Source organism: Thermoplasmata archaeon (genome assembly GCA_035532555.1).
Lineage (GTDB): Archaea > Thermoplasmatota > Thermoplasmata > Lutacidiplasmatales > UBA184 > Lutacidiplasma.
The window spans coordinates 1-26,596 of sequence record DATKQS010000013.1 but is presented as its reverse complement, the minus strand read 5'-3'; the positions used below and the strand labels follow the sequence as shown (position 1 = coordinate 26,596).

The 26,596-nt window shown below is 66.1% G+C and carries 25 protein-coding genes; 11 read left to right on the top strand and 14 right to left on the bottom strand.

The window, feature by feature from the left end; genetic code table 11:
* Positions 1 to 153 precede the first annotated feature (153 nt).
* The gene (locus tag VMV28_03735) at positions 154 to 519 is read left to right on the top strand and encodes a HepT-like ribonuclease domain-containing protein (protein HUZ79711.1); all 366 of its coding nucleotides are present in this window, start codon (positions 154 to 156) and stop codon (positions 517 to 519) included.
* Positions 520 to 592: 73 nt separating this feature from the next.
* Here the strand turns inward: VMV28_03735 and VMV28_03730 are convergent, their stop codons facing one another.
* The 3 genes from VMV28_03730 to VMV28_03720 form a co-directional block, all read right to left on the bottom strand.
* Positions 593 to 850, bottom strand: coding sequence for a hypothetical protein (locus VMV28_03730; protein ID HUZ79710.1), 258 nt, complete (start codon positions 848 to 850; stop codon positions 593 to 595).
* 184 nt (positions 851 to 1,034) lie between these two features.
* Complete coding sequence (locus VMV28_03725) at positions 1,035 to 2,180, bottom strand: RNA-guided endonuclease TnpB family protein (protein ID HUZ79709.1); 1,146 nt, start codon at positions 2,178 to 2,180, stop codon at positions 1,035 to 1,037.
* 215 nt (positions 2,181 to 2,395) lie between these two features.
* Positions 2,396 to 2,803 (bottom strand): DUF488 family protein, encoded by a 408-nt coding sequence (locus VMV28_03720; protein HUZ79708.1) that lies wholly within the window; start codon positions 2,801 to 2,803, stop codon positions 2,396 to 2,398.
* A gap of 259 nt (positions 2,804 to 3,062) precedes the next feature.
* Here VMV28_03720 and VMV28_03715 point away from each other — a divergent pair, with 259 nt between their 5' ends.
* Together VMV28_03715 and VMV28_03710 are read left to right on the top strand one after the other, a co-directional pair.
* A complete protein-coding gene (locus tag VMV28_03715) occupies positions 3,063 to 3,755 on the top strand; it encodes a helix-turn-helix domain-containing protein (GenBank protein ID HUZ79707.1) in 693 nt (230 codons plus the stop codon).
* A 74-nt stretch (positions 3,756 to 3,829) separates the two neighbouring features.
* Positions 3,830 to 4,006, top strand: a complete 177-nt coding sequence (locus VMV28_03710) for a CDGSH iron-sulfur domain-containing protein (GenBank protein HUZ79706.1) — start codon at positions 3,830 to 3,832, stop codon at positions 4,004 to 4,006.
* Between the two features lie 236 nt (positions 4,007 to 4,242).
* On the opposite strand, the gene VMV28_03705 is transcribed toward VMV28_03710, so the two are convergent.
* Complete coding sequence (locus tag VMV28_03705) at positions 4,243 to 4,458, bottom strand: hypothetical protein (GenBank protein ID HUZ79705.1); 216 nt, start codon at positions 4,456 to 4,458, stop codon at positions 4,243 to 4,245.
* Between the two features lie 328 nt (positions 4,459 to 4,786).
* On the opposite strand from VMV28_03705, the gene VMV28_03700 reads away from it, so the two are divergent.
* Positions 4,787 to 5,224, top strand: coding sequence for a nucleotidyltransferase family protein (locus VMV28_03700; protein HUZ79704.1), 438 nt, complete (start codon positions 4,787 to 4,789; stop codon positions 5,222 to 5,224).
* A complete protein-coding gene (locus VMV28_03695; GenBank protein ID HUZ79703.1) occupies positions 5,221 to 5,580 on the top strand; it encodes a HepT-like ribonuclease domain-containing protein in 360 nt (119 codons plus the stop codon). Before VMV28_03700 ends, VMV28_03695 begins: the two co-directional genes overlap by 4 nt.
* Positions 5,581 to 5,810: 230 nt before the next feature.
* On the opposite strand, the gene VMV28_03690 is transcribed toward VMV28_03695, so the two are convergent.
* Both VMV28_03690 and VMV28_03685 read right to left on the bottom strand, forming a co-directional pair.
* Complete coding sequence (locus tag VMV28_03690; protein ID HUZ79702.1) at positions 5,811 to 6,236, bottom strand: PIN domain-containing protein; 426 nt, start codon at positions 6,234 to 6,236, stop codon at positions 5,811 to 5,813.
* Positions 6,205 to 6,459: an AbrB/MazE/SpoVT family DNA-binding domain-containing protein gene (locus VMV28_03685; protein HUZ79701.1), complete on the bottom strand. Its 255-nt coding sequence runs from the start codon at positions 6,457 to 6,459 to the stop codon at positions 6,205 to 6,207. The genes VMV28_03690 and VMV28_03685 overlap by 32 nt, the downstream gene beginning before the upstream one ends.
* Before the next feature lie 468 nt (positions 6,460 to 6,927).
* Here VMV28_03685 and VMV28_03680 point away from each other — a divergent pair, with 468 nt between their 5' ends.
* Positions 6,928 to 7,116, top strand: a complete 189-nt coding sequence (locus VMV28_03680; GenBank protein HUZ79700.1) for a hypothetical protein — start codon at positions 6,928 to 6,930, stop codon at positions 7,114 to 7,116.
* Positions 7,117 to 7,155: 39 nt separating this feature from the next.
* Here VMV28_03680 and VMV28_03675 read toward each other — a convergent pair whose 3' ends face one another.
* Both VMV28_03675 and ftsZ read right to left on the bottom strand, forming a co-directional pair.
* Positions 7,156 to 8,388, bottom strand: a complete 1,233-nt coding sequence (locus VMV28_03675) for a transposase (protein ID HUZ79699.1) — start codon at positions 8,386 to 8,388, stop codon at positions 7,156 to 7,158.
* 425 nt (positions 8,389 to 8,813) lie between these two features.
* Positions 8,814 to 9,947, bottom strand: a complete 1,134-nt coding sequence (gene ftsZ, locus VMV28_03670; GenBank protein HUZ79698.1) for a cell division protein FtsZ — start codon at positions 9,945 to 9,947, stop codon at positions 8,814 to 8,816.
* 294 nt (positions 9,948 to 10,241) lie between these two features.
* Here ftsZ and VMV28_03665 point away from each other — a divergent pair, with 294 nt between their 5' ends.
* Entirely contained in the window at positions 10,242 to 10,481 is a 240-nt protein-coding gene (locus VMV28_03665) for a hypothetical protein (protein HUZ79697.1), read from the top strand.
* A gap of 178 nt (positions 10,482 to 10,659) precedes the next feature.
* On the opposite strand, the gene VMV28_03660 is transcribed toward VMV28_03665, so the two are convergent.
* Entirely contained in the window at positions 10,660 to 12,630 is a 1,971-nt protein-coding gene (locus tag VMV28_03660) for a hypothetical protein (protein HUZ79696.1), read from the bottom strand.
* A gap of 600 nt (positions 12,631 to 13,230) precedes the next feature.
* Between VMV28_03660 and VMV28_03655 the strand changes: the two genes are divergently transcribed.
* Positions 13,231 to 15,195 carry a hypothetical protein gene (locus tag VMV28_03655; GenBank protein HUZ79695.1) on the top strand — a complete coding sequence of 655 codons (1,965 nt, stop codon included), beginning with the start codon at positions 13,231 to 13,233 and terminating at the stop codon, positions 15,193 to 15,195.
* An 8-nt stretch (positions 15,196 to 15,203) separates the two neighbouring features.
* On the opposite strand, the gene VMV28_03650 is transcribed toward VMV28_03655, so the two are convergent.
* From VMV28_03650 to VMV28_03640, 3 genes are all read right to left on the bottom strand, one after another.
* Positions 15,204 to 16,139: a hypothetical protein gene (locus VMV28_03650; GenBank protein ID HUZ79694.1), complete on the bottom strand. Its 936-nt coding sequence runs from the start codon at positions 16,137 to 16,139 to the stop codon at positions 15,204 to 15,206.
* A gap of 57 nt (positions 16,140 to 16,196) precedes the next feature.
* Positions 16,197 to 17,006, bottom strand: a complete 810-nt coding sequence (locus VMV28_03645) for a hypothetical protein (protein ID HUZ79693.1) — start codon at positions 17,004 to 17,006, stop codon at positions 16,197 to 16,199.
* Between the two features lie 61 nt (positions 17,007 to 17,067).
* Positions 17,068 to 18,087, bottom strand: coding sequence for a hypothetical protein (locus VMV28_03640; protein HUZ79692.1), 1,020 nt, complete (start codon positions 18,085 to 18,087; stop codon positions 17,068 to 17,070).
* 716 nt (positions 18,088 to 18,803) lie between these two features.
* Here VMV28_03640 and VMV28_03635 point away from each other — a divergent pair.
* The gene (locus VMV28_03635; protein HUZ79691.1) at positions 18,804 to 19,649 is read left to right on the top strand and encodes a hypothetical protein; all 846 of its coding nucleotides are present in this window, start codon (positions 18,804 to 18,806) and stop codon (positions 19,647 to 19,649) included.
* 360 nt (positions 19,650 to 20,009) lie between these two features.
* On the opposite strand, the gene VMV28_03630 is transcribed toward VMV28_03635, so the two are convergent.
* On the bottom strand, positions 20,010 to 20,837 hold the full coding sequence (locus VMV28_03630) for a V4R domain-containing protein (protein ID HUZ79690.1): 828 nt from the start codon (positions 20,835 to 20,837) through the stop codon (positions 20,010 to 20,012).
* A gap of 272 nt (positions 20,838 to 21,109) precedes the next feature.
* On the opposite strand from VMV28_03630, the gene VMV28_03625 reads away from it, so the two are divergent.
* Positions 21,110 to 21,997 carry a hypothetical protein gene (locus VMV28_03625; protein ID HUZ79689.1) on the top strand — a complete coding sequence of 296 codons (888 nt, stop codon included), beginning with the start codon at positions 21,110 to 21,112 and terminating at the stop codon, positions 21,995 to 21,997.
* Between the two features lie 19 nt (positions 21,998 to 22,016).
* On the top strand, positions 22,017 to 22,325 hold the full coding sequence (locus VMV28_03620) for a hypothetical protein (protein ID HUZ79688.1): 309 nt from the start codon (positions 22,017 to 22,019) through the stop codon (positions 22,323 to 22,325).
* 81 nt (positions 22,326 to 22,406) lie between these two features.
* Here VMV28_03620 and VMV28_03615 read toward each other — a convergent pair.
* Positions 22,407 to 26,596, bottom strand: a 4,190-nt coding sequence (locus tag VMV28_03615) for a hypothetical protein (protein ID HUZ79687.1), incomplete at its 5' end; no start/stop codon positions are given.

Here is a 26,596-nt window from a genome sequence, read left to right as displayed (position 1 = left end):
TCTCGTGGAGTACCGACGGCCGGTGGATCTTCTGACGAACGTCCGCTTTCGCAGAGAGCTCGAGTCCGTTCTCGGCCGGCGCGTCGACCTCGTCAACGAAGAATCGCTCGAGTGGCTCGTTCAGCCTCAGGTGGTTGCGGAGGCGGTACCGCTGTGAGCCCGCGCAGCGAACCTCCCGACCGGGACGCACGGCGGATCAGCGACATCATCGAACACCTGGAATCGATCGCGAGTGAACTCAAGATCGGTCGAGACGCCTTCAAAGCGGACCGCCGAGTCCAGAAGATCGTCGCCTACGATCTCGCCATCATTGGCGAGGCGGCCAGCAAGGTCTCGAAGCGTACGCAGCAGGCGAACTTGCAGATCCCTTGGACCGACCTCGTTGAGTATCGGAACGACCTCCTCCACGAGTATCAGACGCTCGCCCTTGACCAAGCCTGGGTCTTCGCGCGCGACGTACTCCCGGGCCTGGAGCGGCGTCTCCGGCGGATCCGAGTGACCTCCCGCACGTCGGAGTAGGTCGGTCGAATCGAAGGAGGCATCCCGTGGGAGCCGCTCTCCCGTTTGATCGGACTCTCAACGGAGGTCCGGCCTACAGCACCGCGCGTCCGGTTCCCTTCTCAGGGAGATGTCGGGTACCAGTTCCTGCAAAGTGTGCGGTACCCTCCTCCTCGGCCGATTGCTCGTGTTCCTGCGTGACCCGCTCCGCCCAGACGATCACTCCGGGCGCGCCGTAGTCCTTCTCCGCCTCGAGACGCACCCCTTGGGCATCGTCCCGCCGCACGATCGCCATGAGGCTGTCCATGCAGGCCCAGCGGGCTTGTCGAGGTCCGGCCGTAGGGTCCATCATCGCCGGCCAACCCCCAGCGAAGCGGGGGACATCGTTCGCCCGTCGGTCGGTTCAATCTCGGCGAATTTCCCGGAGGGGCGTCTCGCGAGCCGGTACTCGGACGCGCCGCAGTTGTCGCTCGATTCGGGGGAGCCGGTCCCTAACGAACGCCCAGACCGCGTCCGGGTCCGGTCGCATGTACTCGTCAACGACCACCGATCAAGATCGGTGGCTTGCAGCTGAGGTCGGAAACATGTCCCCACACTTCCTCACTCCCCGCTACGATGGGCCGGTCGACTCCGGCCCTCGCCGCGATGTTCGTCGCGGCGATGCGGTCGGCCGGCCCAGCGAGGCCGCACGACACGCATCGGAACTCCTCCCTCGTCCGTCGGTTCTTCCGGTCGATCGTCCCGCACCGAGGGCATGTACGGGACGTGTTCCGAGGGTCCACGAGGACCACCGGAACTCCCTTCGCCGCCGCCTTGTACTCCACGAAGACGCGGAGCTGGGCGAAGCTCCAAGAGAGGTGTCGCCGCCGCTGGGAGCGCCGAACCGTGGTCCGCTCGCGGATGCCCCCGAGGTCTTCGAGGGCGACCGCTCGCTTCGTGTCTTCGGCCCGCGCGACGATACTCTTGGAAATGCAGTGGTTCGTCTGGCGACGGAAGTTGGACTCGCGCCGAGCCGCGCGCTGAAGGTGGCGGCGCGCGCTCCGGGTCCCGGCGCGTTGGAGCCGGCCCTTGAGACGGTCGGCCTTCCCACGGACCTTGTCGACCGGCTCGGACGAGTAGGTCGTGCCGTCGGAGTCCGTGGCGATGTTCACGACGCCGAGGTCGACTCCCAGCGCTCCCTGCGGCTCGTAGGGGGAAACGTCGGGAGCCTCGACGATGACGGCAAGATAGAACTTCCCGTCCCGCCAGATGAGGTCCGCCTGTCCTCGAACGGGCCGGTCCTCCAGCACCCGCTTCTGGTACTCGCCCCAGATGACCGGGACCCGGATGCGCCCGGAAAGCGTCAACAGGGAGACGGTGTCCGGCCCCTTCCACGACAGGATGCGCTGGTCGTAGGGAACGGCTCCCCGAGGCCGGAACTTGGGCTGGACGGCCTTGTCCCGCTTGTAGGCTTCCACCGATTTGGCGATGATGCGGATCGCCATCTGGGCGGAGAGGGCGAACTTCTCCCGGAGGTCCCGGTAGACGAGCTTCTGGAGGACGTTCTTGTTGGCACACCTCTCCCGGAAAGCGACCTTGGCGGCGTAGTCCGAGCCGCGGTTCATCGCCTCGACAGTGCGGAGCAGCGCGTCCCGTTGTTCCGGGGCCGGCTCCATCCGCACCATCAGGGTTTGGAGAGGCATGAAAGGGGGATGGAACGATTCTGTATAACGGGTCGCGGATTCCTCCCCCCAACTCGTTGGGGGGCTTCCTCCGCGAGGTCATCGTGAAGTGCCCCCCGTCCACATACCGGACATCGCTCCCGCATCGTCACCACCTCGGTTTCACCGTGATCACAAACGCCCGCTCGCCCGCCCGCATCGTCGCCTCAGCTCAGGGCCCGCCGGTTCCCTTCAACCTACGGGCGCGAGGGGGCACTCGAAGAGGCTCCCTGCGAATGAGAGGAACTGAGGGAGTCTGCGGAGAGTTCTTGCAACAGTTCCTTCAGGACCGTAGCGTTGCACCGCTCGGCGTCCTTGGCCGCATAGACCAGGGTCACCCGACCCCGCTCGCCTTCCATCACGAGCCGGGCCAGCGCGTCCGTGCGATGGAAGAGTTCGGTCCGATACCGCTCACGAAACCGGGGGAATTTGGCGGGATCGTGGGAGTACCATCTGCGCAGCTCCTCACTGGGAGCCAACTCCTTTCGCCAGTCCACGATGCGGGCTGCTTCCCGGCTGACTCCACGGGGCCAGAGCCGATCGATCAGGATTCTCGTTCCATCTTCCGACGACGGAGCCTCATAGACTCTCTTCGTCTCGAACATCGCTGCTCGTGCGGAATGACCTACCGGGCCGGTCCAGAGGATCGGACGTACCGGTTTTCTCATTACGGTTGCTGCACGGAGATCCGAACTCAAAGCGTGGGTGTCTAGACCGTTCGGTCCGCCGGTCGCGCTCGGGGCCCGGCCGTTCTCGATCGATCGGATCGAGACGGGCGCAGGGTGTAGATCCTCTGAGCACTCCCGCGAGGAGAATCGCTTTAGCAAGAGCGGCCTTCACACGCTCGGAGGGTAGTTCCGAGGCTTGGGAGGAGGCTCCGCAACCGGTCCGCGCCCGCGCTCTCGTGGTCCGGGAGGGACACCGCCGCGTATCCTAGCGATCCGTCTCCAGGTCACGGAACCGGAAGGACTGTGGTCGCGACCGTTCTCCCTCGCTCACCCGGACCTCCACCTCGATCTGATCGATCGCCTCGAGGTGGGCCGCGGACTGACCCTGATCGAGGTCCGGATTCAAGGCGGAGACGCCGGCGATTGGGGCGCGGAGATCCGGGCGCTCCCGAACGTCGTGGATGTCGAGGTGATCAGTGCGGAAGAGGAGTCGGGCCTCTATCGCGTGATCTACCGAGGTGACCCGTTCATCTCCCTCCTCCGCACGCTCAAGCTACTTCGGCATTTCCCGATCCCGATCCAGCGGGGGATGGAGACCTGGACCGTGGTGGGCCCCGAGCCCAAGGTTCACAGGCTCCTAGAGAAGCTCGAGTCGCAAGCGACCGGGGTGCGGGTGGAGTCGGTGCGCCGCTCGCCTCTCTCCCCCGGCGCTTCCTCGCTCACTCCCCGCCAACACGAGATCCTGCGTCGTGCGCTTGCGGAAGGTTACTTTGACGTACCTCGCCGGATCTCTCTAACCGAACTCGCTCCCAGGATCGGAGTGGCCATCTCCACCCTCTCGGTGACGTTGGCCGTGATCGAGAAAAAGATTCTGGAACCGTACACCTGAAGCTCCCGCGACCCCGCATAGCGTCTAGACGTTTCTAGTCCGGGCTTAACTGTCGGCCCGCGCTGGCCGTCGTGATGGCGCACGTCGAAGTCCAGTCAATGGAGAACGGTCCGAACGTGGTAATGGTCGACGGCAAGGCCGTGGCGACCCTGTGTCGATGCGGGGGTTCTTCCAAGAAGCCTCAGTGCGATGGTACCCACCGCACGGCCGGGTTCCGTAGCCCAGCGGCGACGACCGTGATCGTCCCTTGACCTCGGAGTTCAGCGGGCTCGGAACGTCGTCGTGGCGACCCTCGCCGCCGGGCCCGTGAACCTCTGACCCACGGAGACGTTTCCGAGGAGGCGGGGGCCCCCGCGACCGGAGCCGGCGGGGAGAGAACGACCCTGGGAATGTGCCCCGGCTCCGGCAACCTGCTCGTGGGGACCCGGGATCGAGGTTCGGCGATCCTCGCGCGCGTAAGTTACCGGGCGTTCGTACGTCGGCGATCCTAGCCGTGCGAGGGCGGGGACGCGGGCCGCTTGCGGACGGCCATCGCGCCGCCGATCGCAGCGAGGATCAGCCCGATCACGACCAGTCCTACGTCCTTGAGATCCAGGCCCGAGGTGTCACCGACACCAGAGTAGTCAAGCGCGATGAACACGATGCCGGCTACGAACAGAACGATACCGACCGCGGCGAGCGCTATGTAACCCCTGGAGAGCATGACGCCGTGAGCCGGGCTGGGTCCTTCAGGCTTTCGCAGGACGGCGGGCTCGCCCGAGACCGATGCGTGAGACGCAGTCGTCCTTCATGTCGGTGAGGATGTCGGAATCGGCGAAGCTTAAGGCGCCCGGGCGGCGCGGGTGCGAGGGGCCGAGGCGATCGGAGCCCGAATCGGCGCCCACCTGAACCACCCTGGGGCCTTTGTCGCGCGGTAGAGTATGGGCTCGGGTCATCGTACCGGCCCCGGATCCCGTACATCACATCTTACTCAGCTGCTGCTTACGCATGCGTAAGTCTAATACCGGCCCGTCCACCTCCGTTCGCCGCGCATGCCGACCGTCTCGTTGCCGGAGTTCCATTGCCACCGCTGCGTGTACTCGTGGACGCCGAGACGCATCCCCGTCCGGATGTGTCCCCGATGCAAATCGAGACTCTGGGACGTGCCCGAAGTCCGTCCGGTTCACCTCGGGAACGGGCTCGGGATTCCCGAGGTCCTGGGACCCCACCGCGACCGGATCCTCACTTTGGTCCGAGCGTATGGCGCGAAGCGTGTCCAGGTGTTTGGATCGGTCCGACGCCGCACCGCCCGCGAGCGGAGCGACGTGGACCTCCTGGTGGATGCCCTGCCCGGGGCGTCCCTCCTCGACCACGCCCGTCTCGAGACGGAACTCCGCAGGATCCTGCGGCGCGCGGTCGACGTCGTGGAAGAGGGAGACCTCCCCTGGTCCATGCGACCGCAAGTGTTGGCCGAGGCCGTCCCTCTATGAAAGACTCCGAGGCCCGGGTCCGTGCCCTGGTCGACCGCATGCTGCGGGAGGCGACGATCGCCGGACGGTACGCCTCCCGTGGGAAAATGGCGTTCTTCGACATCCGGTCCCCCGAACTCCGGGACGCGGTCGAACTGAGGGTCCTTCACTTCGCCGAGACCGCTACGAAACTGGGACGGCCCTTCCGGAACGCGAACCCCCTCATCCCGTGGGACGACCTCGACCAGGTACGTAACGACCTCGTCCATGAGTACCCTGAAGTCCGGGCCGACAAGCTCTGGCGTTTTGTGATCGAGGACCTTCCCCGCCTCGTAGCGAAGCTTCGACGGGCCCGGTATCCAGGGGATCGAGAGTAGCTCGGGTCCCTGCCGCCGGGACTGGAGCGCCGGATCTTTCGCGAGTTCCGTTCGCCCAGGAATCGGCGGTCGGTACTCCATATTCAGGAGACGAGGCGGCCGCGATGGGTGCGGTTCCGCCATCTGCGGATTCTGCTGCCCATGAACGCGGGTCTCGAGGGGGAGCGCCGGTCCGCCAACAAATCGTGACATGCCACCCCGGGAGGGCGATCCGGGTGCTTCCGGCGAACTTAGACCATCTGCTGAGGGGTCCGAACTTCAACGACCGTCTCGAGTCGGCTCAGTTGCCGATCTTGGGTGACCAAGAACCCGGCTCCCTTCAGGTGCCCGGTGGCGACAATGAGGGCATCCGGCAGCGAGAGTTTCGTATCGGACCGGAGCTGGCCGGCCATCTCCGCTATCGCCACGTCGACCGGCTCGACCCGGTAGTACGGAGAGGTGAGCAGGTGGCTAACGAAGGCCTGCCACATGGTGCGGGCTTCGGCGGGAAGCAGGCCCGCGCGGATCTCCGCGATCGAGACGGTCGAGATCTGCGCCCGAATCTTTCCCTCGTCGATGCGATCGAGCAGACGTCGGCAGGTCTCGTGGCCCGACTCACGCCGGTTCCGTGCCGAGACAAAGATGTTAGTGTCGAGCAGCACGATGGGACCACTCACGGCGCACTCTCCGTTGGAATTCCACTCCGGTCTCCGCCGACGGACCGAGCCGATCCAGGATCTCGGTGAGCCTCGAAGGCTCCGCCTTCCGTAGGATCACTCGCTCTCCTCCCTCCAGGTCGAAGCGCACCCGATCCCCCGGGCGGACTCCCAAGGCGTCCCGAACGTCCTTCGGGATCGTGACCTGGCCCTTCGTACTCATCGTCCCCATTTCGGTCGCCATCTCGAGACCACTAGTGGGTACTACGTGCCTTACTATTTCACCTTACCCCGACTACCTAACAGAAAGTGGTGGGTGGGGTGCCACCGCCTGTAGACGGCCCCGACCTCCTCCTCGGAGGCCGCGCTACGGAGAGCCCACATCCAGGCTGAGCGACACGCTACCGGCTCTCCCGCGCATCCCGTGACCGAGGAAACCGCTATGGGGCCGGTGAGACCTGTTGAAGCCGTCATGGCGTCCGCGGCCGCGAAGTCGCCTCACGGAGAGGACCGCACGTCGAGGGGTCGCTCCATCTCCGAAATCGGGATGGCCCCCGAGGAAGCGAGGGAACTCCGCGCCCGGCTAGCCTCGTTCGCCCGCGAGTGGGACGACCCGAGGATGGCTGTCTATGACCGTGAAGCTTAGACGCGGCGGCGTCTACCTGGTCGAGTTCCCCCATACGACTTCCGCACCTGGGAGCCTCGGCCGGCTTTGCTGGTGCAGGACCCGAGCGTGCGCGGGCCGTATCCCGACCTGCTGGTGGCCGCGATCACTTCATCGGTCGAAACGGCCGGGCCCACGCGCCCGCTCATCCGTAGGAGGAGTCCGGAGGGTGGAGGGATGGGCCCGAGGACGGACTCGGTGATTGCGCTGGACAACCTCGCCACCGTGCCCGAGTGACATCCTCCCCCGAACAAGTTCGGGGGCTTCCTTCGCGCTTCATCGTGCTACCGCCGAAGCGAGAGGCGGTTCCTGCTTCAACGACCGGACTCGGCGCCCCTTGCGGTGCGCTGGAGGTCCAATCTCCACAGGCGTATATTCCCCGGTGCCCCCGGGTACTTGGGCGATTGCGCGGGCCAAGATGTTCTTGGCCGCATTCAGGTCTCGGTCGAGACGAAGACCGCACGGACACGAGTACGTGCGGTCCTTGAGAGTGAGCGGTGGGTCCGCGAGGTGTCCACATTTCGAGCAGGTCTGGGTCGTCCCCTTCGCCGGGACCTCGACGTACCTACCGGAGCACCGGGCCTCCTTGTAGGCCGCCATCTGCCGGAGCATTCCCCACCCGGCGTCGGAGATCGACTTCGACAGGTGCCCGTTCCCAAGCATCGACGTGACGGACAGGTCCTCGAACGCGATGAGGTCGTGGCGCTGGGCCCACCCGGTCGTTACCTTGTGGGCAAAGTCCCTCCGCTGGTCCCGCACCTTCGCGTGACACCGGACGACCCGGAGCTTCGCTTTCTCCCGGTTGTGGGAACCCTTCTTCCGCCGGGAGACGACACGCTGGGCGCGGGCCAACCGCTGTTCCGACTTCCCAAGGAACTCGGGCGACTCGACCGCCTCCCCGGTCGAGAGAACGGCGAGGTGCGAGAGGCCGAGGTCCACCCCGACCGCACTCGTAGGTGGCGAGTTGAACGGAGGGGCGGGGTCCGCTACCTCGTAGGTGGGGACGGCGAACCAACGATCGCCCTCCCGCTGTACCGTACACGTCTTGACCCGGCCTTCGGGCGGCTCGCGGTGGACTTTGACCGGCAGCTCCCCAACCTTGGAGAGACGGAGACGCCATGTCCCGTTCCGACCGGGGACTACGGTAGCGGACCCGTTGGAGTCCGGGTAGCACATAGAGGTGACCGCGCGCTTGAAGTGCGGGAACCCGGGCTTGCCGCCCTCCTTCATGCGCCGAAAGAAATGCTTGAACGAGTCGTCCAGGCGGGCAAGTGTCTCTTGGGCAACGTGTCCATAGACCCTACCGATGCCGTCCTTGTCGTAAGCCCTCCAGCGGGCGAGGTCCCGACATTGGCCGACGTACGAAACGGACCGTTTCTCCTTCCGCCACGCCTCCTGTCGCTGCTCGAGCGCGTGGTTCCACAGGAGACGGAGTTCTTCGAACTGCCGGAGGAGTTCCCTCTCCTGATTCGGGAACGGGTAGAGGCGGTACTTGGTGGGCTGATACATCTTCGGCGGTAGCACCGACCCCAAGCGGCCGGAGAGCATAACGGGCTCGCTAACCCCCCTACAAGTAGGGGGGCTTGCGCTCGCCGGCGTCGTCACGATTGATGCGCCACCTCGGAACATGTCCCGTCATGACCATCGTTGATGGAGTCCTGCGCCGGCTTCTCGCCCTGTCCTGACAGTCCCTCCTCGCATTGCACGCTCCCCTCGTCGAACCCGGCAACGACCGCGCTCGACGGCGCGCCGCGGAGAACGAGGAGCGGCGCCGAGTGGACTACGTCTTTGGCCCCCTCTTTCCCCGGACTCGCAACGACGGTGCGCGGGGAGCCGCTACCGCTCCGCGGTGCGCCTCCTTTGCCCACAGTATAACAGGGCCTCCGACGGCTTCTCCGGATGCCGGGGAGGTTCGGAAGCGTGGCGCCGGTCGACTACCGAACGAGGTCGATGACCTCGGCGGACTCGCCCGCGGCGTAGCCTCCCTTCCGGCCGAGGAGGCTCGCCGAGCGGACGCCCGTGATAATGAGCAGCACCTTGATCGTGTTCTGCATCTCGGGCGTGTTCTCGACCGAGCACCCCCAGATGATCTGGGCCCGCTTCGAGATCTTCGCCCCGACAAGCGCCGCCGCCTTCTCCGCCTCGGAGACGGTCATCGACGGGCCTCCGACGATCCGCACGAGCGCGCCCTTCGCGTCCGAGAGCTCCACGTTCCCCAGGAGCGGCGAGGTCAGCGCCGCCGTCACGGCTTCGGTCACCCGGTCCGTGGAGCTCTCGCTCTCCCCGAGCCCGATGAGCGCCACGCCGCCGTCCTTCATGACGGTGAGGATGTCGGAATAGTCGAGGTTCACGAGGCCCGGCCGCGTGACGATCTCCACGAGCCCCTTGATCCCGGTCATCAGGACCGCATCGGCGAGCTTGAACGCCGCATCGAGGGGCATCCGGGGAACGAGCTCGAGGAGCTTGTCGTTCTGGATGACGATCGTCGTGTCGCAGATCCTGCGCAGGCGCTCCAGGCCGTCCAGGGCCCCTTCCATGCGGGCGACGCCCTCGCCCGAGAACGGCAGGGTGACCACGCCGATGGTGAGCGCGCCCTGCTCCTTCGCGAGCCGGGCGACCACGTGGGCCGCGCCCGTGCCGGTGCCGCCCCCCATTCCCGCGGTGACAAAGACGAGATTCGCTCCCTGAAGGAATTGGCGGATCTCTGCTTCGTTCTCGCGAGCGGCCTCCTCTCCGACCTCCGGACGGGCGCCGGCACCGAGGCCCTTCGTCGTCCGAAGCCCGATGAGCACCTTGCGAGAGGCGTGGATCATGAGCAGGTGTTTTGCGTCGGTGTTGAGGGCGCACATCTCGGCGCCTTGGATCCCTTCCTCCATGCAGCGGTTGATCGTGTTGGACCCTCCTCCGCCGCATCCCACAACGCGGATGTGGACCTTGAGCGTCTCGGCAAGCTTGGCGAGCTCGGCGTCGTCGGCGCTCGGGAAGGCCGGCCCTTCCGCCGGGCGTTCCCCGGCGGGGCCCGGGCGCTCCTCGCGCTTCGCGATCGCTTCCTGGATGATGGACTTCACGGTTCTTGCCTTGCGGGCGACCCTCGGATTCGAGTCTCGCAGCCGGGAATACTTAATCCTGCCTTTGGACCGGCACGGCTCTCTCCCCGGCTCGCGTGACCGGCGAGGAGGGTACCCAGCCCCGCCGCGGACCGCGTAGAAGGCGATCTCCGGCCCGCTGCGATTCGAACTCGGCCGGCCGAAGGGTGAGGCCGATCCTCTCCGTCCTCATGAGTTGCGCCGTCCACCCCCACCGGGCACGCACGCCTTCTCTTCGAGGGAAGCCAATTTGTACGCGCTTGGCGTCGACCGACCGTGGCGCTCACCCGACGCTCCGCGATGGCTCCTGTGGGCGCGTACTGCTTTGGATGCAACCGGCCGTTCGAAGGCGGTAGCCCCGCCGTGGTCTTCGTGACGGACCTGGTGCCGGAGTCCGACCGGGGGGAGGTGGCGGGGTTGTACTTCCACCCCGGCCATCTGATCCGCTACGCCCACCGGCGAAACTGGATGGAGTTGGCGAACTACCTGGAGCGCAACGGGCCGTCGAGCTTCTGAGGCCGCCAGCCCTCCTTGGCCCTCGTTCCCGAGTCGCCTAAGAATCGGCGCGGGCCGATTCACCGTATCGCCGGTCCGGCCCCATGGGTCCCGTAGCCTCCCACCGACTGAGGTAGGTACGCGTCGGCAACCAGATGCCCGAGAGCGCGTGCGAGCTGCAGGTCTACGGTTGCGCACCTTAACGAGCCGCTCTCGCTCCGGTCGGCACCGCCGGCCTTTGGGCCGGAAGTGTGGTGCGGGCCGGCGGCATGAACCCGGTGTTGCCCTGAAGGAGAGGTGGATCGAGCGAAAGTCGAGGAGGCGCGGTCCCAAACTGGAGAGGCGAGGGGGCTGCCGGAGAAAAGCCACCGACCGCGCATCGGCCACTCGTGGTAGTGCTGTACAGGAGCGCACCGGTGGTCGCGTTCGCCTCCGCCGTGTAGTTGTATCCCGTTCCTCCGCCGTTCGGAGTGCACGTGGTAAAGTCGATGAACCAGAGCGGGCCCGAGGAGTAGGCGCCCGCGTGGTACCCGCCCTCCAAGGAGAAGAAGGCGCTCGCCTGGGGCCACGCACCGACGTACGCCGAATCGTTCGAGGCGATCGCGGATGCGACGGTCGAGCTATCTACTACGTTGGGTCCGATGCTCAGCAGGCTGGCCAACGCTGACGTGCACGCGGAACCGCTGATCGTCCCGAGCACCGTCGCGCTCCCACCCGAGACCCACACGTACAGTACGCTGGGAGTTGAACCGGCATTCCGGTAGAACTCGAAGATCCACTGGCTCAAGAGCCCGTTCGAGTACGCGCCGGTCCAGGTCACGATGCCGGGGAAGGTACCCGTGCCGCCCGTGACGCGGCAGGTCGAGTTGCCGACGTACGTCGAGTTCGTCGTCGGCGCGATCGTGAAGTCGAAGCCCACGGTGCCGATCAGGGCCCACCCGGTTCCCTGAGAACTGGCGGCGCTCGTGGCGATCGGGAGCGCCTGGCTGTACGACGACTGGCCGCCGCTCGAGGAGCGCGTGAACGCCACCTGAATCGTCTGAGCTTGACCCGCCACCGTTACCGAACCGGACGACGGCGAGCTCCCGTATCCGGAAACAGCGCCAACCGTGTAGCTGGACGTCCCGTTCGGTTCCGTGAACACGATCGTGGAAGTGCTCGAACTTGTCGTCCCGCCGTTCAGCGTAACGGCCCAGGACGTCCCCAAGGGGAGACCGGTCTCCGAGAACGTCACGGAGTAGGTGGTCGCCGCTGCCGCGGTGAACGTCACAGCGATCGTCAGCACCGGACCCAGCACCGTGATCGACCCGGACGATGGCGAAGCGGTGTATCCCGACACGGATCCCACCGTGTAGCTGTACGTCCCATTCGGCTCCGAGAACGTGATGGTGTTCGTGGCAGAGCTTTGGGGGACGCCGCCCAACGTAACGGTCCAGCTCGTCCCGACCCCAAGCCCCGTCTCGGAGAACTCGACGGGGTAGGTCGTTTGCTTCGTGAAGGTGATGGCCTGGGAGACCGCCGCTCCGCTGACGGTGAGCGTCCCCGACGAGGGAGAAGCAGCGTACCCTGACACCGTCCCGATGGTGTAGGCATAGGCCCCGTTCGGTACCGTGAACGTGATGCTCGAAGTTACGGAGCTTTGAGTCGATCCGTTCAACGTCACCGACCAAGAGGTTCCCGACGGGAGCGCCGACTCCGTGAATACGACCGAGTAGGTCGGTATCGGCGTGATGGTGATGGCCCGGGAGACCGGTTGACCGTTGACGGTAAGCGTTCCCGACGCCGGGAGGGCAGTGTACCCTGTGGCGCTCACCGAGTAGGAATAGCTTCCGTTGGCAACGTTGAATTGGATGGAACTGGAGGAGGAGCTTTGCGTACTTCCTCCCAGCGTGACCGACCACGATCCACCCAAGAGAAGCCCAGTCTCGGTGAACGTGACGGCAAACGTGGCGCTCGTTCCTCCGCCGCTCGACTTGGAGTTGAATACACCCGCGGCGAACAGACCGCCGGCCACGACGACCACGGCGACCACGACCACGACGATCCCAAGGACGAGCGGCGCGATCCCGCGTCGATTTCCGCCCAGGGATCGTCGCGCGGTCCGGCGGGGCATCTTCAGAATCTTTCGGGAACTCTCTGGAGACTCGAATCTCAGGGACGTGTCGACCATTGGTTGCTCGCGTTACCCGCGGCCGCTGGGCCGGCGGGAACCCGTTTCGTATCGAAGTTTACCTATATCCACGTTCCGCACCCTCGGGTCGTTGGAGGGGCCCCGAAGGGTGTATCTCCATCGGTCGATGCGGCAGGTCGGACGTGCGGATCTCGGAAGAGGCAGTGCCCCATCACCAACGGTTGGTGGCCCAGCCTCCGCCCATCCCGCTGCTCGTTCTAGGGGCTCTTGCGGTTCCAACCAGGGGAGACGTTCCCCCGACCATCAACCGATTCTTTCCCACTACTTCCTGAGCCGCCCTTCCTCTCCGTCAGCAAGCCCTTGTACTCGGCTCGCTATGCACCACCCCGAACGCGGTTGCGAACGTTTTTAATCGCGAGCCGAGTTAGAGACTAGCATGGGATCTGCGAACCACCACCCGGCCGAAGTGTTGTTCCTCCCCTCCGGCACACCTTTCACCGACCGCCGTGACACGAGTTCGTATGGCCATGAAGTATGCGTGGACCCCATGAACGGAGCGGAGCTCCATTCCTTCCAATCGACCGCCCGTCGCCGGCGATGGCGTTTTGCCCGGGCTCCGCGGGAGGTGAGCGCACGTCGATGAAGCGAGCCTCACCGAAGAGGTCGGTCTCGCCCCCGGAGGTCCTCGTCGGCCTCGGAGAAGGAGGATCGAACCTGCTTGCCCCACCCTCCAGCGACCGGCACATCCAGACGGTGTTCGCCCGACTGAAGCCGGAGCGGGGCGAGCCGGACTGGGAGCAGGTGGCCGCCGACCTCCAGGTATCCTTGGCAACGGACCTGATCGCTCTCGGTCTCGCCCTTCGCAGGCTCTCGATGACGGGGCCGCCGCCCGCCACACCGCCCATCACGCCCCGCCTGCCGGCCCCACCGGCGATGCGTCCAAGGATCGAAACGCCCCTACCGGACCCTCCGGACGCCGCCGCACGATTCGCCATGCTCGATCTTCGGCTCGCCGAGGTCCGACGCAGCCTCGGGATCGTGGCGGCGGTCGACCGCACGACTCGAGAGCGGACTCCCTACCTCGAGCCATCCGCCACGTCTCCGGTCTTCCACCCCTCGCTGGACTCCACCGGGCATGGAGCCGTCCCCGCGATCGTGTTCCCGAGTCCACCGACCGAGGGTCCGGCCCGCGGGAACGTCACGCGCCGGACGAACGCCGGTCACCGGCGGAAGAGGCCGCGCCGCCCGAACGCGCGCTCGGCTTCGGCGAAACCGGCGGAGGACGTAGCGGCTCCCGAACCGGGCTCATCCCCCGCGGTCGGAGGGCCGATCCAAACGTCGATCACGGCGTTTCTGCAGACCAACCGGGCCGAGCGATTCGATATCCAAATGCTCAATGCCCTGCCCCTCCCCCGGCTCCTCGAAGAGGCGCACGGCGATCTCGCGTTGTTCACCGCTACGGCACGGCAGGCCGAAGACCTGATGCTCCGCGTCAAGCACGAGGTCGATGACCCGCAGAGCGCCGGAGCGTTCCTTCGGGACCAAGTGCATCGGTGGCACGAGGAGAGCGGTAAGGATCCGCAGTGGACGACCCGCATGCCCGCGCACTGGGCGGGTCTCTTCGCCGACTCGCGGGTCCACGGAGGTCGTCTCGAGCTGTGGCTCAGCCATCGCCTCTGGATCCTGCGGGAAGAGGCGATCCGCGGCGGGCCGCTCCGGCAGAAGCTGGCACGCAAGCTGGGCCCAAAGTGGCCGGCCGAGGCGGCGGTGGGCCGCACGGCAACCGAGCAGATCCGCGCGGAGGTGGCTCAGGCGATCTTGGACGACCTCGCCACGCATGCTCGCAATCCGCAGACCCCGCTCCCGCTGATCTACCTCAGCGAGCTCGCGATCCGCCGTCAGGTCGTGACCGTGAACGAGGCGCTCGCACAACTGTTCTCGGTTCCCGAGACCGGGCCGTTCATCATCCTGCACCCGAACCGCTACCCCGACTGCGAGGAGGTCATGATCCGCCCTCCGGTTCCGAAGGCGAGGGGCGCCGCGCTCGCTTACAGCCTGGCCTCGGGTCGCCCACCCCCCTCGGCACCCGCTCGAGAGCGGAGGGCAGAGGTGTCCGTCGGGAGCGCGACCGGACCGGACGAAGGCCCGCGTGCCGAGCTCGCTCCCAGCTCGGGGCTCGATGCCGAGACGATCTGGGAGGCGGAGAGCGTCAGTCCCGCGGCCTGGAAGCAGGTGGTCGACGAGACGCGAGACACGCGCGCGAGGCTGGCCGCACCCCCCCAGGAGTTCCGGGTCCGAGCGGCCTACATCACGCTCTGCGAGCTTCTGCTGGACGATCCCGCCTTCCGAAAGACGTTCCTGGCCGTCCGCTGGCGGGGGCGGCCCACCGGACTACCGCTCTTCGCGGCCCTGCTGCAGGAAGCATCGTTCGCCTCGACGGTCTCCACCGACCACGAGTATCTCGAGGCCGAGCTGGGGGACCTCGTCCGGGCCAATCTCGGCGCGAAGACCTCCGACGGGATCTGGACGATGAAGGACTGGACGATCACCCGAGAGGGTTCGCATCGCGACGGGTTCCGGTTCCGGGCCCAGCGGGGCCCCTGAGGCCTCGCTCATCTCTCGGCGGCGTCGGGCAGGTGCCGCGCGAGCCATCCCAGCCGTTCGATGAGCGCGCGGTACTCCTCGTACGGGTACTCCGGCTCCCAGCCGCCGACCGGGGCCCGCGACCGGCGAGCGATGCGTGGGACTTCCCCGCCCTCCTCCAGTCGAAGCGAGCTGAAGTACCACTGAGGCGGAGCGATGCGAACCGGGCCCGCGCGAGCGGAAGCTGCGAGGAATGCTCCGGTCCGAGGCAGGCAACGCTCGAGGATCCGTTGGCCCACGGCCCGCCGAGCGTCCTCCGACCAAGTGGCCACGGGTCCCGGTGGCGTTCCTAGCCGGTCCCTCGTTGCCGCCGAGCAGACATCGAACTTTGTCAGGACGAAGAGCGGGTGCATCTCCCGAGCCTTGCGCTCGGGCTCGGTCGATAGGTAGCGCGCCAGGAACTCGAGAGTGGCCGCCAGCTGGGCATCGTACCCTCCCGGGCCCGAGGTCGCCGAACCAGAGTCTTCGAGGCGGAGCCGGCTCGCGTCCACCAGCGGCAGGACCACGGGACTGTGAAAGAGCAGTCGAGTGGATTCACCTACGACCGCGTCGTGCTCGCGCAACTCCGCGAGCTCTTCGGTCGTGATCCCTCCGACCCGGACCCGCGCGTTTCCCGCCCCGCTCTCTCCGTTGCGGCCGGGCCGGCGCCACCGTCGGACCCGGCTCGCACGGAAGCTTAGAACGAAGGAGAGGGAATGCTCCTCCCAGTCCACGTCGTGCGTCGGGAATCGCCCAGCACCGAGCTCGCCGTAGACCGCGTTGAGCTGACGCAGCGTTTCCCGCTCCACGTGGAAGCGGAACGTGTCTCCCTCCTCCGTCCCAAAACGCACCTGGGCCGTGTAGAGAAGGCCGATGAACGTGGTCAGGCCCGACCCGCGAGCCCCGACGATCACGGCCGAGGTCACAGACCGGCTCCGTTCGCGCGGGGGCGAAGTGGCGGGGCCGCCGACCCTCCACTCCACTTACAGCGCAAACGCCTCGGCGATACGGGAGTACATCGGGGTCTTGCCCTCGAATCGAGGGAGTGCCGGCTCTTCGAGACTGGCGTCCAGAAGCGTCCAGGTCCGGTCGGCGCGGACCCCGCGCGCGGCGATCGCCAGCCGAAAGTTGTTCATCGCGCTCAGCGTCGGCGCATCGCTGATCGACGGGAAGATCGGGATCTCCTCGCTCAGGTTCAATAGTTCTACGAGGCGATAGAGGAGCGTGTTGCGGTAGGCGTTCGTGCTCTCCCGGCAGAGGACGAGGGTGCGGCTCTCTCGATCGGTCAGGAGACGGCTCGCGAGCGTCTCCACCGCGGCCCGGGTCATCAGCCGCCGGATGCCCACCCCCGTTGGTTTCCGAGCCTCGCTCGGCCCTATCCTCTGAAGCGAGATCGGGTCGATCCGTCCCGATGCCTTGGGGAACTGTCGCTGGAACTCCTGAGCCGCGGTCTCCACCTGTTCGAAGGTGAGCCCACCCGAGCGCAGGGGCGGCGCCGGGATGATGATCGTATGGTTCTGGATCGTCGGTCGATCGTACTCGTCCGGCTCTCCCCGGCCGAGGAGGGAGAGGAGGATCTCGTCGCTTCCCGTCGCCGGATGGATCATCCGGGCGTTCATGCGGGCCCCTCCGTCCGGGGTCTTCTCCATCCGCACGGGGGTGAATTGGTTCGAGAGCAGCGGTGTGTACAGCGGGGCATTGAGCCCGTGGGATTCGGCCTTGATGCCGTAGCCCTTGTCGTAACTGACCCCGTAGATCCAATGCTCGAGGTGAAGATCGCCTCCCTCCCCCATCCCGGTTGCCTCCGTACTACGCTGGCCTCGCCGACCCAGCTCCCCGGCTCACCTCGTCATCTCACGAGGTGGAGGTCGAGGACGCGTCCATGAGCGCGCTCTGCTCGACGATCTCATCGGGAACCTTGTTCGCGACACCCCGGAAGTGCTCGATGAACGCCACGTAGTCGTCGTACGAGAAGTCCGGCTCCGCCCCGCCCTCCGCCGAAAACTCCTTGCGGACGATCCGGGGAGCGCCGACCGGCTGCATGCCCGCTTCGGCGGCCTCGGTCTTGACCCAGCTGAAGAAGTACGCCGCCTGGTCGAAACTGACTCCGGCGACCTTGCCGCCGCGGATCTGGGAGAGCGTCTGAGGCATGAAGACGCGCAGGAGCGCCTCGGCGTATTCCTTGCGCTTGCGCACCTGGCTGGCCTCGGGAACCCCACGATGGAGGCCCAGCTTCGCCAGGACGTCGTCCCGAAGGGAATCGAACTTGGAGAGCACGATCGCGGGATAGATCATCGGGGTCCCTTTGCCCAGGCCCTGACTCGTCATCCGGGATTGCTCCTGCTTCTTGTACGTCTGCAGCGAGACGAGCAGCGTCGCCACTTCGCTGTCGTAGTGCAGCATCTGACGGAATGCGGGCGAATCGATCGAGGTCGTCATTCGGCTGCAGTCGGCCAGGATCACGACCACGTGGCTCTTGAGGAGCTGCTGGATGATCGGGCTCGCGGCCACGCCGGAGTCGATGAACTCCTGGACGTCCTCTCCGGAAACGTCGTACGCGGCGAACGCCAGCTTCGCGAACGGGTTGACCCAGTTCTTATCCCTCAGGGCTGCCGGAAGCCGCCCGGAGAGCGACTTGCGATAACCGAACATGAACTCGATGTGGGTCATCTCGTCCTTCAGAGTGGCGCCGGGGAACCGGGCATCCTTCATCCCTTCGTAGACCTGGCTCATCCAGCGCAGGGACTGGAGCGGGGCGTGGAACCGGAACGTGTCCACGGTCCGCGTTCCGTACTTCACCTGCGCCGCGTACAGGAGTCCCAAGAACGTTGTCTTCCCGCACGCTCGCTCTCCCAAGATCGCCGCTGGACACATGGATTTCTCCTGAAATTCTCCCGAAATGGAGGTAGTGACGAACTATCCAATTCGACTATTTAGTCCCCCGGTTACACCAGCGTTGAGTCTGAATCGTGCGATGCCCCCGGTATTCCCGACGGGCTGCTTCACTCGACCGTCGTACGTTGGGATCCTCGGATGGACCCATGGCGGCATCGCCTCGACTGCCCGGCTTCCGTCGGCGCCGCGCACGTCGGTGCGTGCTGCTGTCCCCGCGATTCTTGGCCCCATGCGGGTGTGTAGAATCGGGGGAAGGTCGCAACCGACGAAGTCGGAGCCGTAGAGGTTGCGCTCATACTTCCGGGCGATGCCGTAGGAGTCATTACCTGCCCTGCAGGGGCGAGCGCGGCGGCGCCCGACCTGATAACCGATGCAGCTACAATATGCCACACGACACTGCTAGGTAGACGCATGGAGCGTGTGTCGGCCCGCTCCCCTACGTATATACATGTCTTCCCGCACCCGTGCGGGGTCCTCGACGGTGGGGGACCGACCGCCGTATCCGGGAAGAACCTCTTAAATACCGAAATCCCAGTAATTACGCAATGGAGCTGCCCGAATCCGATTCATCGTACCCCTCGCCTTCAGGCTCCTCCGGGGAGTCGGCATTGCGGAGTAGGACCTCGCGTCGTTCCCGGCGTGCGGTTGGGCCCGCGTCTGGGCCCGAGAAGAGCGACTCGACGGGGAGGCACGAAGTGGTGCGTTCCGCGTGGCGATCCCGATCGATCGGCGCCGCCGCTCCCCGAGGCAACGACGTCTACGAGTTCTACGTCCGAGCGCGCTCGCACCCCAGCGTTCTCGGGCAGATTTCGGGAGTGTTCGGCCGGAGGAACGTCGACATCCTGGGTTCCCACTCGACCGTATCGGAAGACCGGAGCATCGGGGAGATCATCTTCTATGTGGAGCTGGCCCACGCGACGGTGAAGGCCGAGGAGATGCTCGAAGAGCTGCAGAAGGAGGCGGATGTACTCGAGGCGAAGATGGCCCCGAAGAATCGGCGCTACCTGGAGGAGATGGCGTTTCCGCCGACCGTCGACGGCAAGTATCGCGCCATCATCTTTCCCACGGATTGGTGGGTCTCCTTGGCCGAGATGATGTGCGAGCGGTACGGCTCGGCGGGGAGTGCGTTGCTCCACGAGGAAGGACTGAGCGCCGGGAAGTCCATCGTGGACCGATTCCGGGACCGGGTCCCCGATTCCGACCGGCCGCTGTTCCGCGAGAACCTGTGCTTGGCCAGCCAGGCTGCCGGCTTGGGACTGGTCAAGATCGAACCGACGGACCCTCGGGAGGGGAACGCATCGTTCCACGTCGTCCTCCGGGATGGTCCCTGGGGAGACCGGAAGGAACACTCCCCGAAGGAGGGGCAGTTCATCGTCGGTTTCCTCCGGGGCGCCCTGGAGAAGATCCACGGGAAGGAATACAGTGTGACGGGGCTCATTTGGCAGGATGAGGCACTCGCGTTCGACCTGATCGAGGCTCTCCCCTCGAGCTCGCCCGCGAGCCCCGGGGCACCTTCCGAGATGCCGCCCGCAGAAGGGTAGCTGATGCGCGGGGCGCCGCCCGGCGTACGAAGCGCGCGGTCCCGCGTCGTTCGGTATGTTCCGTAGAGCAGGGGCAGAACGAGGCAAACTTCGATAGAGTAGAGAGCCGCCCGCAGGCGAGAGAGCACGAACTGCTGGCCCCAGAGATCGAGGGCGGTGGGCCCAACAACGCTTCCGCAAGCCGGTTCTTGGGCACGGAGGCGAAAGACCGCACCGTCCACGGAATGCGATGGAAGGTGAGCCTTACGTTGGATTGGCCCGGGGATGTCGTGGCCTCTCGAGGGCCGACCGTCGCTGGAGCTTTGCTCGCTCCACGAACGGGCCGTGCCGCGAGAGCGACGAGCCGGCGGAGGGCGCGCGTCACTCCGGTGGATCTGCAGGACGAAGCAAGAACTCGCAGAACGCATCACCCACGGCGACGCACCGTCGCTCCTCGCATTCGATCTCGCGACCCAGAGCCGCCGAGGCCGCGCCGGCCAGGACCCCTCGGATGAACTGGCTGTGGGGCGTGGACGAGGTCTGCCCCTTGCACTCGAACCCGTCCTCCATGACGATGGTGACCGTCCCCTTCTCCCGATCGAAGTGGGTCAGGGCCATCTTACCCCATCCCATCGCCGACAGGATCTGGACGGCGTACTCGGGGTGGGCGTCCATGTACTGGACCCCCTGGGCCCCCAGGATCCGTACGAATCTGGGCCGGCCATAGCCCTTGCCCAGCTCGTAAATGATGACCGCACCACCCGATCCCATCAGTTCCCGCAGATTCGTTAGCATTTCCGAGGTTTGCCGGCCGTCCAAGACGATTCCCTGAGCATGCTCGGAGAGGCTCAACGGGAAGGCGCTGTCCACCAGATGCCCACCGGCCCCGGCGCGAACAAAGACCTGCCGCACGTACGGTTTCTCTCTGAGCCGACGTTCCACCTCGGCCGCCCCCTCGGCGTTCGAGACCTCCATGTAGAAGTGCCCGATCGCCGTTCGTTGGTCGGGCGAGGTGGCGGCATGGACCGTGACGAGGGTGCACTGGGGGTACGGCGGCAGGGCCCGGAGAAGCTCCGCGAGCCGACCGGGCGCGTTGTCGAATTCCACCGCGGCCTTGACCAGCTCCTTTCCCTCACGTACGATGGCGATCGAGAGCTCCTTCGGTAACTCCGGCCGGGCGTGTACGACGGCGTCTGCCGGGGCCGGCATGGAACGCTCGTTAGGTTCTGGCGATTATAAAGGGTCGTCCGTCCAGCTCTCTTGCCACAACGAGACGCGGGTGTGCGAGGCGTTCATCGTGGCGAGGATGCAGGGAAGCAGCGATACCGATATCTTCGAGTACTACGAGCTGTCTCCGGGCGGCGTGCGGGCGTCTGCGCGCTTCACGAAGTAGGCGGGCCCCATGAGCGCAAGCGCAACCATGCAGGGCTCCGATAAGTTGACCCGGCTCTTCACCCAGGCTGAGGGTGGAAGTGACTGACGTGACGAGCACGATGTTCCTGTACATGGAAGATGCCCTTCCCTATGTGGCACGGAGACTGTTCCCGGTCGTCGAAGAGGGATCCGCCGTACTGGTTGCGGGAACCCTGCTCGATATCCCGCGAAGGGACGTTCTCCCGATCGTCCGGGTAACCGAGGACGGCACGGCATTCTCCCTGGCCGAGAGCGGGAATGGGTATCGTGTGTTCTCGGGGTACTCGCTCGTCCGTCGGATACTTCGTACCGATCCCAAGGACTGGTACCGGCTTCTCTTCGCGCCGTGCGAGACCGCTTCCATGCCGATGCGGGCGATCCCGGGCGAAGGGCTCGCGCTCACGAAGGTTCTCGAAGCGTTCTCTCGCGAGAAGTTTGGTTGGACACTGATCGATCGGGCGGGCGCTCTTCCCGCGGTCGTGGGCCTGGCCGATCTGATCCCCCTCTACCGAACGGGTGTTCTGGGGACGGAGCTCACGCTCCGGGACATCGCGACCCCCGAGATATTCTCCCTGCCGGGGACCACGAAGATCGCGACCGCCCTCCTTGAGATGATGAAGCGGAGGGTTCGAAGGGTTCGGCTCTCGAACGGCGGGGGGTTCGTGTCGGATCGGGAGATCCTCGTCCATATCTTCTCCCCCGACGTGTTGAACGCGGTCCGAACCGCCCCGCACCAGCTCCTGGATTCCACGCTTGAAGAGGTCGAACCTCGCACCGCTATCGAGGTGGACTCTACCACGACCGTGGCGGAACTCGCCCGTCGGTTCCTTCCGGCGAGCGGAGCGTGGTCCGCCGTCTGTAGCGAAGGATTGATTACACCGTGGGACTTGGTCATGAAACCATGGGACGCCGGCCAACTGAGGGTGGGGGGCGTCTCGGGGGCTCCCCGTGGATAGTGTGGGAGCGAACCACGCCATGAGTTCGATGCTCGAGCTGGCCGCGGACCTCCGAGCGCAAGGGTACTCGGTGGACCTGGGAGCGGACGTAACGGGCAAGTCCCGGGTGCGGCACAAGGTGGACCTGCTCGCAAAGCGGAGCGGGGACAAGACGGTCGTCGCCATGGAGGGCCGGCCCGCGGGTGACGCCACCTACGGGATCGTTGCGCTGTTCGCCGTAGCCTACGACGTGGGGGCCACGGCGTACTACGTCGCGTCCGAAAAGATCGCCGGCGACGATCTGGCCCTTGCCAAGTCCTACCATATCTCGGTCGTGGAGCCCGACTGAATACCCTGCGGGGCCGTCTGCTGCCCGAGTGGATCGCCGGACATACGCAGGCAGATCCGGTGCATGGGGATGGCCGAACGGCTACTGGGTCTTCTTCTTCGCTGGGGGTAGGGGGGGCTTCTCGGCCGCCGGCGGGACCCATGCCTCGAAGCCGACGAATGGCTCCGGGGTGCGGGATTCGACACTATGGGGCGATCTCTTGGCGGCGGAAGACGCGGCGGGTTCCACGGCCCCTGTTGCGGCCGTGGCTCCCTCCTTCGGCGGGGGATACGCGGCCCGCTCCCTCACGAGGGGAGGAGCCTGCTCCCTCTCCGTGACCGGACGGGCAGCCCAGCCAACCTTTTCGCCGTAGGGGATGGAGTACACGGCCAGCACGGCCGGCGTTTCATCCCGCTCGGACGCTTTCGGGGGAAGCGTTTGGGTCCCCACGGGCACGTAATGGACAAACATGGCCGGCTGGGGGGGTTCTCCTTCGAACATCATCGGCTGGGAGACCGTGGCCCCTCCCGAGACGTGGTGTTCCATGAAAAGCGCGCCCGTGGGAACCATCTCCACCGTGGGTGGTCTCCGCCGGCGGCTGGGGAGCACGACGAACATGGCCAGAAGGAGGATCGCGGCCAGGACAGCGGCGAGCATGCCGAGCGCGCCCCACCACTGACCCCACCACGGAACCGCGGCTCCTCCCCCGGTGACCGCCGGTGGGAATACGACCGGGTTCGGGTTGCTCGGGGACGGTGAGACCGATCCGCCGGCCGAGTACCCGGGATACGCCGTCACCGAGACCGTATACGCGTACGTTCCCGCCGGCACGATGAACGTGATCAGCCCGGCGGTCGTGTTCTTCGTAATGCTGTAGCCCGCTGCGGGCGGAGAGTTCGCGAGCGAGGGGAGCGTTCCGGCGCTACCGTTCGAGCCGATGCGGACGAGCGTGACGCTCCATTGGGTCCCGTTCGAGAGCCCCCCGGGTTGATAGATCGTGACGGTGAAGCCCAGCGCGAAGCTTACGGCAAGCAACGTCGCTCCGCCCACCACGGGCTCCGTCCCCGAGGCCGGGGTCGATAGGTATCCATCGGCGGCGACTATGAACGCGTACGTCCCGTTCGGCTCGATGAACGCGATCGTGGCGGTGGCCGACGACTGGTTCACCCCGTTCAGCGTCACCGTCCACGACATCCCCGAGGGCAGTCCCGTCTCGCTGAACGTGAGCGCATACGTCACCCCGATGAACACGAGGGTCGGCTCGGTCACCGCCCCTCCGTTCACGATCACCGCACCTCCGTACGGCAGGGTCGACTGGTGCCAGCCCGAGATGTCCGCGATGGAGTAGGCAAAGGTCCCGTTCGGCTCGATGAACGCGATCGTGCTCGTCACCGATGACTGGCTCACTCCGTTCAGCGTGACCGACCACGACGTACCAGGAGGCAGACCCGTCTCGCTGAACGACACCGTATAGGTCACCAGGGCGAACGTGATCGATTCCGCGACGGGTCCGCCGGCTACCGTCAGAGTCCCAGAAGCCGGTGTCGCGCGATAGCCGACCTGGACGCCCACGGACCAAGTGAAGGTCCCGTTGACCTCGACAAAGCTGATGGACGCGCGCGTGGAGGAGGAGGTGACTCCGTTCAGGGTCACCGACCAGTTCGTCCCGGAGGGGAGCCCGGACTCGCTGAACGTCACGGTGTAGGTGAGCTTGGTGAAGGTCACGTAGACGAAGACCGGCGAACCCGTGACCACGAATGAGCCGCCTGGCGCCCCATATTCCGGCATGCTCGACGCAAGGCGGTAGGTATACGACCCGTTCGGCTCCTGGAAATTGATGACCGGGGTCGTGGAGTTCTGCGTTACTCCGCCGAGCGTCACCGACCACAACGTTCCGTTCGGAAGGCCGCTTTCCGTGAACCGCACCGAGTACGTCGCCAGGACGAAGGTGATCGTTCGGCTCACGGGGCCGGCCGCGATCGTGAAGTTTCCCGTGGCGGGGTACGCCACGTAACCCGGAGCGCGGACAAGGAAGGCATAGCTACCGTTCGGTTCGGCGAAGGTGATCGACGTCCCCGTCCCTGGGAACGATTGGCCGTTCGTGAGGTTCACCCACCACATCGTTCCGCTCGGGAGGAGCTGCTCGGTGAACGAGACGGTGTACGTCACCCGGGCGAACGTCACGGGCAGGGACAGCGGCGCTCCGTTCACGACGAATGGTCCGCCGCTCGCGCGGTAGGTCTTGTCGGCCGTTCCCACGCTGTAGGCGTAGCTCCCGTTCAGCTCGGAGATGCTGACGGTCGAACCCGTCGAGAAGAGGGATGCCCCGTTCGTGAGGTTCACCCACCACGCCGTCCCGGCCGGCAACCCCGATTCGGTGAACGTCACCAGGTAGGTCAACACGAACGTTACCGACTCCGAAACCGCCGCTCCGTTCACCGTGAACGTTCCGCCGGGGGCGAGATAGGCCGACCTTGCGCTCGCGGCCGAGAAGGCGTAGGTCCCGTTCACGAGCGAGAGGGTGATCACGCTCGACGTCGAGCTCCCCGAAGGACCGCCGGTGATGTTCACCCACCACATCGTCCCGAGCGGAAGTCCGCTCTCCGTGAACGTGGCGCTGTAGCGCACGGAGCTGAACGTCACCGCCAGGGAGAGCGGGCTGCCCGTGACCTTGAACGTGCCGCCCGGCGCCCCGTACTTCGGCCCCGCGGCCTGGGCGCTGTAGACGTAGCTCCCGTTCGGCTCCGAGAACTGGATCGTCGATCCCGTCCCAGGGTACGATTGCCCGTTCGTGAGGTTCACCCACCAGGTCACTCCGAGCGGGAGTCCGGACTGGGTGAACGTCACCGTGTAGGAGATCTGGGAAAACGCGAGGGGCGATTCGACGACCGGGTTCCCGCGCACCGCGACCGAGCCCGTGTACGGCTGCGTCGTCTGGTGCCAGCCGGACACATCCCCGATCACGTATCGGTACGACCCGTTCGACTCGCTGAACGAGAGCGTGCTCGTCGTCGATGACTGGGTCGATCCGTTCAACGTCACCGACCACAATGTCCCGCTGGGCAGTCCCGTCTCGCTGAACGTTACGGGGTAGACGGACGCCACCGTGACCCTGTCCCAGCCCGACTCCAAGGTCTGCGGCGCCGTGGCGCCGTCGGTCAGCGCATAGCAGTAGTAGGTGGAGATCGTCGGAGAGGCGCTGTAGGTTGGGGCCGTCGCGCCGACGATCTCGATCCCCGAGGAGCACGCACCGGAGGAACTGCTCGAGGCATACCATTGGTACCCGTACGGCGTTGTTCCCCCAGATGGGTTGGCCGTGAGCGTGATGGAGTGTCCAGTACTGATCGTGGGGGCGGCCGGCGTCACGGAGCCCGCCACCAGCGCTGAGTTCGTGACGACCCCCGTGGCCAGCGACGTCGTCGTCGAGGGGGTCGGCGAAGAGCTATCGGTCACCGCCACGCAGTAGTAGGCCGTCCCTTGAGACAGTGTCACGGGAGCGAACACGGCACCTCCCGTCGGCAGTGAACTGAGGGTCTGGACCAGCGTGCTGCCCGTCCCGCACGACGAGGTCGGCGACACGTACAACGTCGCCGCATACAGGGTCGTTCCCCCGCTCCACGTGGCTTGGAACGTCAGGCTCTGTCCTTCATCCTGCGTCTGGGAAGTCGATGGAACCAGGGTGGGGGCCGTGAGCGCGGAGTTCACCGTCACGAAGTTCCATCCCGAACCCATCGACGACGGCGTCGGCGTCGCTCCATCCGTCACCACATAGCAGTAGTACGTGCTCGCGATCGGAGACGCCGAGTACGTCGACAGGGTCGCTCCGCCGATCGACGTGCCCGAACTGCACGATCCGCTCCCGGTCGCAGAGGAATACCACTGGTAGCTGTACGGCGTCGTCCCGGCCGTCGGAGTCGCCGTCAGGACTACCGATTGTCCGCTGTTGATCGTCGGACCCGCCGGCGTCACCGCTCCCGCCACCAGCGCCGAGTTCACCGTCACGAGACCCCATCCCGAACCCGCCGTCACGGGACTGGTCGCGCTGTCCGTCGCGATGTAGCAGTAGTAGGTGTTCCCCGTGGGGGACGCGGTATAGGCCGACAAGGTCGCTCCGCTAATGCTCGTACCCGAACCGCAGGATCCTGAGCCGGTGCTCGACAGATACCACTGGTAGCTGTAGGGGGTCGTGCCACCGGCCGGGTGCGCCGTCAGCGTCACCGGTTGTCCATTGTCGATCGTGGCACCCGTCGGGGTCAGCGCTCCCGCGGACAGCACCGGGTTCATCGTCACCG

Bases quoted from the DNA above. Each gene is read 5' to 3' on its own strand.
- VMV28_03660 (HUZ79696.1), bottom strand. From the start codon at position 12,630: ATGGTCGACACGTCCCTGAGATTCGAGTCTCCAGAGAGTTCCCGAAAG.
- VMV28_03720 (HUZ79708.1), bottom strand. From the start codon at position 2,803: ATGTTCGAGACGAAGAGAGTCTATGAGGCTCCGTCGTCGGAAGATGGA.
- VMV28_03730 (HUZ79710.1), bottom strand. From the start codon at position 850: ATGATGGACCCTACGGCCGGACCTCGACAAGCCCGCTGGGCCTGCATG.
- VMV28_03700 (HUZ79704.1), top strand. From the start codon at position 4,787: ATGCCGACCGTCTCGTTGCCGGAGTTCCATTGCCACCGCTGCGTGTAC.
- VMV28_03645 (HUZ79693.1), bottom strand. From the start codon at position 17,006: ATGGGGGAGGGAGGCGATCTTCACCTCGAGCATTGGATCTACGGGGTC.
- VMV28_03655 (HUZ79695.1), top strand. From the start codon at position 13,231: ATGAAGCGAGCCTCACCGAAGAGGTCGGTCTCGCCCCCGGAGGTCCTC.
- VMV28_03705 (HUZ79705.1), bottom strand. From the start codon at position 4,458: ATGCTCTCCAGGGGTTACATAGCGCTCGCCGCGGTCGGTATCGTTCTG.
- VMV28_03620 (HUZ79688.1), top strand. From the start codon at position 22,017: ATGAGTTCGATGCTCGAGCTGGCCGCGGACCTCCGAGCGCAAGGGTAC.
- VMV28_03685 (HUZ79701.1), bottom strand. From the start codon at position 6,459: ATGGCGACCGAAATGGGGACGATGAGTACGAAGGGCCAGGTCACGATC.
- VMV28_03725 (HUZ79709.1), bottom strand. From the start codon at position 2,180: ATGCCTCTCCAAACCCTGATGGTGCGGATGGAGCCGGCCCCGGAACAA.
- VMV28_03640 (HUZ79692.1), bottom strand. From the start codon at position 18,087: ATGTGTCCAGCGGCGATCTTGGGAGAGCGAGCGTGCGGGAAGACAACG.
- VMV28_03675 (HUZ79699.1), bottom strand. From the start codon at position 8,388: ATGTATCAGCCCACCAAGTACCGCCTCTACCCGTTCCCGAATCAGGAG.
- VMV28_03710 (HUZ79706.1), top strand. From the start codon at position 3,830: ATGGCGCACGTCGAAGTCCAGTCAATGGAGAACGGTCCGAACGTGGTA.
- VMV28_03630 (HUZ79690.1), bottom strand. From the start codon at position 20,837: ATGCCGGCCCCGGCAGACGCCGTCGTACACGCCCGGCCGGAGTTACCG.
- VMV28_03695 (HUZ79703.1), top strand. From the start codon at position 5,221: ATGAAAGACTCCGAGGCCCGGGTCCGTGCCCTGGTCGACCGCATGCTG.